The organism is Variovorax sp. P4_D9, assembly GCF_056401695.1.
In genome coordinates this window covers 1-4,567 of record NZ_JBFUIU010000698.1, presented here as the reverse complement: position 1 = coordinate 4,567, position 4,567 = coordinate 1, and the positions used below count along the sequence as shown (strand labels likewise).

The 4,567-nt window shown below is 66.8% G+C and carries 4 protein-coding genes; all 4 read left to right on the top strand.

The window, feature by feature from the left end:
* Positions 1 to 1,655: 3-hydroxyacyl-CoA dehydrogenase (locus tag AC1DY5_RS42930; RefSeq protein WP_478120517.1), on the top strand; the 1,655-nt coding region annotated here is incomplete at its 5' end.
* Between the two features lie 20 nt (positions 1,656 to 1,675).
* Positions 1,676 to 3,145, top strand: coding sequence for a M20 family peptidase (locus AC1DY5_RS42925; RefSeq protein WP_478120516.1), 1,470 nt, complete (start codon positions 1,676 to 1,678; stop codon positions 3,143 to 3,145).
* Between the two features lie 31 nt (positions 3,146 to 3,176).
* Positions 3,177 to 4,352 carry an acetyl-CoA C-acyltransferase gene (locus AC1DY5_RS42920; RefSeq protein ID WP_478120515.1) on the top strand — a complete coding sequence of 392 codons (1,176 nt, stop codon included), beginning with the start codon at positions 3,177 to 3,179 and terminating at the stop codon, positions 4,350 to 4,352.
* Positions 4,353 to 4,368: 16 nt separating this feature from the next.
* Positions 4,369 to 4,567, top strand: a 199-nt coding sequence (locus tag AC1DY5_RS42915; RefSeq protein ID WP_478120514.1) for a PaaI family thioesterase, incomplete at its 3' end; no start/stop codon positions are given.

Genomic DNA, 4,567 nt, shown 5'->3' with positions numbered 1-4,567 from the left:
ACATGATCGTCAGCGGCGAGGCCGTCAAGAGCGAACTGCTGGCTTCGCTGCCCGGCCAGAAGCTGTTCGACAAGCTCTCGGCATCGGCCGAGTCGCTGTTCGACGAAGCGCTCGAATTCGCCAAGTCGGTGGCCGGCAAGACCGGCGACGCGCTGCCGCTGGTGCGCAACCTGCCGTGCAAGCATCCGCAGGGCGACGCCTACTTCCAGTTCGCCAAGAACATGGTCGGCGGCATGTCGAAGAACTATCCGGCGCCGCTCAAGTGCGTCGACGCCGTGCAGGCCGCGACCCGGATGAAGTTCGCCGACGGAATGGCCGAAGAACGGCGTCTGTTCACCGCGCTGATGTTCACGCCCGAGTCGGCGGCGCTGCGCCACCTGTTCATGGCCGAGCGCGCCGCCTCGCGCATCCCCGACGTGTCCGAAGACACGCCGCAGCGCGCCATCAAGTCGGTCGGCGTGATCGGCGCCGGCACCATGGGCGGCGGCATCTCGATGAACTTCCTGAACGCCGGCATCCCGGTCAAGATCCTCGAGATGAAGCAGGAGGCGCTCGACCGCGGCGTCGCCACGATCAAGAAGAACTACGAGGCCCAGGTCAAGAAGGGCAAGCTCAAGCAGGACAAGTACGAGCAGCGCATGGCCTTGCTGAGCACCACGCTGAGCTACGACGACCTGAAGGACGTCGACCTGGTGATCGAGGCGGTGTTCGAGGAACTCGGCGTCAAGGAGACGGTGTTCAAGGAACTCGACCGCGTCGCCAAGCCCGGCGCCATTCTGGCCTCCAACACCTCGACCCTGGACGTCGACAAGATCGCCGCCTTCACGAACCGTCCGCAGGACGTCGTCGGCATGCACTTCTTCAGCCCGGCCAACGTGATGAAGCTGCTCGAAGTGGTGCGCGGCAAGCAGACCGCCAAGGACGTGCTGGCCACGGTGATGACCCTGGCCAAGAAGATCAAGAAGACCGCGGTGGTCTCGGGCGTCTGCGACGGCTTCATCGGCAACCGCATGATCGAGCAATATTCGCGCCAGGCGGGCTTCCTGCTCGACGAAGGCGCGACGCCGCAGCAGGTCGACAAGGCGATCGAGAAGTTCGGCTTCGCGATGGGTCCGTTCCGCATGGGCGACCTGGCCGGCAACGACATCGGCTGGGCGATCCGCAAGCGCCGCGCGACCGAAGTCGCCGACATGAAGTACAGCCGCACCGCCGACAAGCTCTGCGAACTGGGCCGCTTCGGCCAGAAGACCGGCGCCGGGTGGTACGACTACCAGGCCGGCAAGCGCGACGCGATCCCGTCGGAGCTGGTCAACAAGATGATTGAGGACCACCGCAAGGAGCTCGGCATCACGCCGCGCAAGATCTCCGACGAGGAAATCGTGCAGCGCCTGGTCTTCGCCCTGGTCAACGAAGGCGCGCACATCCTCGAGGACGGCATCGCATCGAAGTCGGGCGACATCGACATGGTCTACCTCACGGGCTACGGCTTCCCGATGTGGCGCGGCGGCCCGATGCACTACGCATCGCAGGTCGGCCTCTTCAACGTGGCCGAGTCGATGAAGCGCTTTGCCAAGAACCCGCGCGACGACGCGAACTTCTGGCAACCCGCGCCGCTGATCCGGAAGCTGGTGGCCGAAGGCAAGAACTTCAGCTGAAGTAGGGAAGCGACCGCTCTATGGTGAAACGCGTATTCCTGGCGTTGCTGCTGGTGCTGATGGTGCTGGCGGCGGCCGTTGCGGTCAACACCTGGCGCACGCCGTCGCGGCAGCTCGCCGTGGCGCCGGCGCCGAAGCTGGCGATCGATGTGCAGGCAGCCGCCCAACGGCTGGCCGGCGCGATCCGGTTCCGCACGGTGTCCAGCCTCGACAACCCGAGCGGCAACGACGCCGAGTTCGACAAGCTGCATGCCTACCTGGCCGAGCAGTTCCCCAAGGTCCACGCCACGCTCAAGAAAGAGGTGGTGGGCCAGAAGGCGCTGCTCTACACCTGGGCCGGCAGCGACCCCGCCGCCAAGCCGATCGCGCTGATGGCGCACCAGGACATGGTGCCGATCGCACCGGGCACCGAGAAGGCCTGGTCGGTCGACCCCTTCAGCGGCGCCATCCAGGACGGCTTCGTCTGGGGCCGCGGCACGCTCGACAACAAGGGCAACCTGTTCGCGCAGATGGAGGCCATCGAGCTGCTGATCTCGCAAGGATTCAAGCCGCGGCAGACCGTCTATCTCGTGATGGGCGACGACGAGGAGGTTAGCGGCCTGCGCGGCGCGCTGCCGATCGCCGAACTGCTGAAGTCGCGCGGCGTGCGCCTCGACTGGGTGCTCGACGAAGGGCTGCTGGTGCTCGACGGCGTGCTGCCGGGCTTGTCGAAACCGGCCGCGCTGATCGGACTGGCCGAAAAGGGTTATGGCACTTTCTTCCTGTCGCTCGACACCGCCCCTGGCCACTCCTCGATGCCGCCGCAGCACAGCGCGATCGGACGCATGAGTGCGGCCCTGGCGCGGCTCGAGGATCACTCGATGCCGGGCGGCATCCAGGGCGTGGCAGCGCAGATGTTCGGGACGCTGGCGCCCGAGATGAGCGGCCTCAACCGCGTGCTGCTGTCCAACCTGTGGCTCACCGGGCCGATGGTGCAGGGCCAGCTCGAGAAGAGCCCGAGCAGCAACGCGATGCTGCGCACCACCACCGCGCTGACCGTCGTGCGGGCCGGCAACAAGGACAACGTGCTGCCGGGCCGCGCCGAGGCCGTGGTCAACTTCCGCATCCTGCCGGGCGACAGCATCGACAGCGTCGAGAAGCACCTGAAGAGCGCGCTCGGCGACGATGCGATCCAGGTCAAGCGCTATCCGGGCAACTCCGAGCCGTCGCCGGTGTCGCTGACCGACAGCACGGGCTACCGCGCGATCGAACACGCAGTGCGCCAGAGCTTCCCGGATGCGGTCGTTGCGCCGGGCCTCATGACGGCCGCCACCGATTCACGCCATTTCAGCCTGGTGAGCGATTCGGTGTATCGCTTCTCGCCGTTCCGCGCCAAGTCCGACGACCTGCCGCGCTTCCACGGCACCAACGAACGCATTTCGATCTCCAACTACGGCGAGATGATCCAGTTCTATCAGCAGCTGCTGCGCGACACGCAACAGCCCCAGTAAGCCTCATTCCTCTTTCTCAAAGGACCTCACCATGACCCGCGCCGTCATCGTCTCCACCGCCCGCACGCCGCTCGCCAAGAGCTGGAAGGGTGCCTTCAACATGACGCACGGCGCTACGCTCGGCGGCCACGCAGTGCAGCATGCGGTGCAGCGCGCCGGCATCGACTCGGCCTCGGTCGACGACGTGATCATGGGCTGCGCGACCCCCGAGGGCGCCACTGGCTCGAACATCGCGCGCCAGATCGCGTTGCGCGCCGGCCTGCCGATCACGACCTCGGGCATGACCATCAACCGCTTCTGCTCCTCGGGCCTGCAGACCATCGCCACCGCCGCCCAGCGCATCATCGCGGGCGAGGGCGAGGTCTATGTGGCTGGCGGCGTCGAGAGCATCTCGTGCGTGCAGAACGAGGCCAACAAGCACATGCTGGCCGACCCCTGGCTGGTCAAGCACAAGCCCGAGATCTACTGGAACATGCTGCAGACCGCCGAGCAGGTCGCCAAGCGCTACAACATCGGCCGCGACGCCATGGACGAGTACGGCGCCGCCAGCCAGCAAAAGGCCACGGCCGCGCTGGAAGCCGGCCGCTTCAAGGACGAGATCGCCCCGATCACGGTGCTGGCCGGCGTGGCCGACCCCGTGATGGGCCTGCGCACCAAGGAAGTCACGATCGAGAACGACGAAGGCATCCGCCCCGGCACCACCAAGGAAGGCATCAGCGGCATCCGCCCGGCGATCCCCGGTGGCCTGATCTCGGCCGGCAATGCCAGCCAGTTCTCCGACGGTGGCGGTGCCTGCGTGCTGGTCGACGAGAAGTACGCCGAACAGAAGGGCCTGAAGCCCCTGGGCCGCTTCCTCGGCTTCGCGGTGGCCGGCTGCGAGCCCGACGAGATGGGCATCGGCCCCGTGTTCGCGATTCCGAAGGTGCTGAACCGCCTGGGCTTGAAGGTCAGCGATATCGACCTCTGGGAACTCAATGAAGCCTTCGCGGTGCAGGTGATCTACTGCCGCGACAAGCTGGGCATCCCGGGCGACCGGCTCAACGTCGACGGCGGCGCCATTGCGGTCGGCCACCCCTATGGCGTCAGCGGCCAGCGGCTCACGGGCCATGCGCTGATCGAAGGCAAGCGGCGCGGCGCCAAGAAGGTGGTCGTCACGATGTGCATCGGCGGCGGCATGGGCGCCGCCGGCGTGTTCGAAGTCCTCTGACGCCGGAGCCCCGGCCATGGCCGCGCCGGCGCAGCAGGCCTCTCCCGAGCAGTTCCTGGCCATGGGCCGGCAGGTGCTCGCCAGCCAACCTTTCAGCGTGCTGATCGGCGCCGAAATGCACACGCTGCGGCCGGGCTTCATCGAGCTGCAGTTGCCGATCGCCGACAAGGTGAAGCAGCAGGACGGTTTTGCGCACGGCGGCGCGCTCAGCTACC

Excerpts from the sequence above, each read along its gene's own strand:
- AC1DY5_RS42925 (WP_478120516.1), top strand. The coding sequence starts at position 1,676 with ATGGTGAAACGCGTATTCCTGGCGTTGCTGCTGGTGCTGATGGTGCTG.
- AC1DY5_RS42920 (WP_478120515.1), top strand. The coding sequence starts at position 3,177 with ATGACCCGCGCCGTCATCGTCTCCACCGCCCGCACGCCGCTCGCCAAG.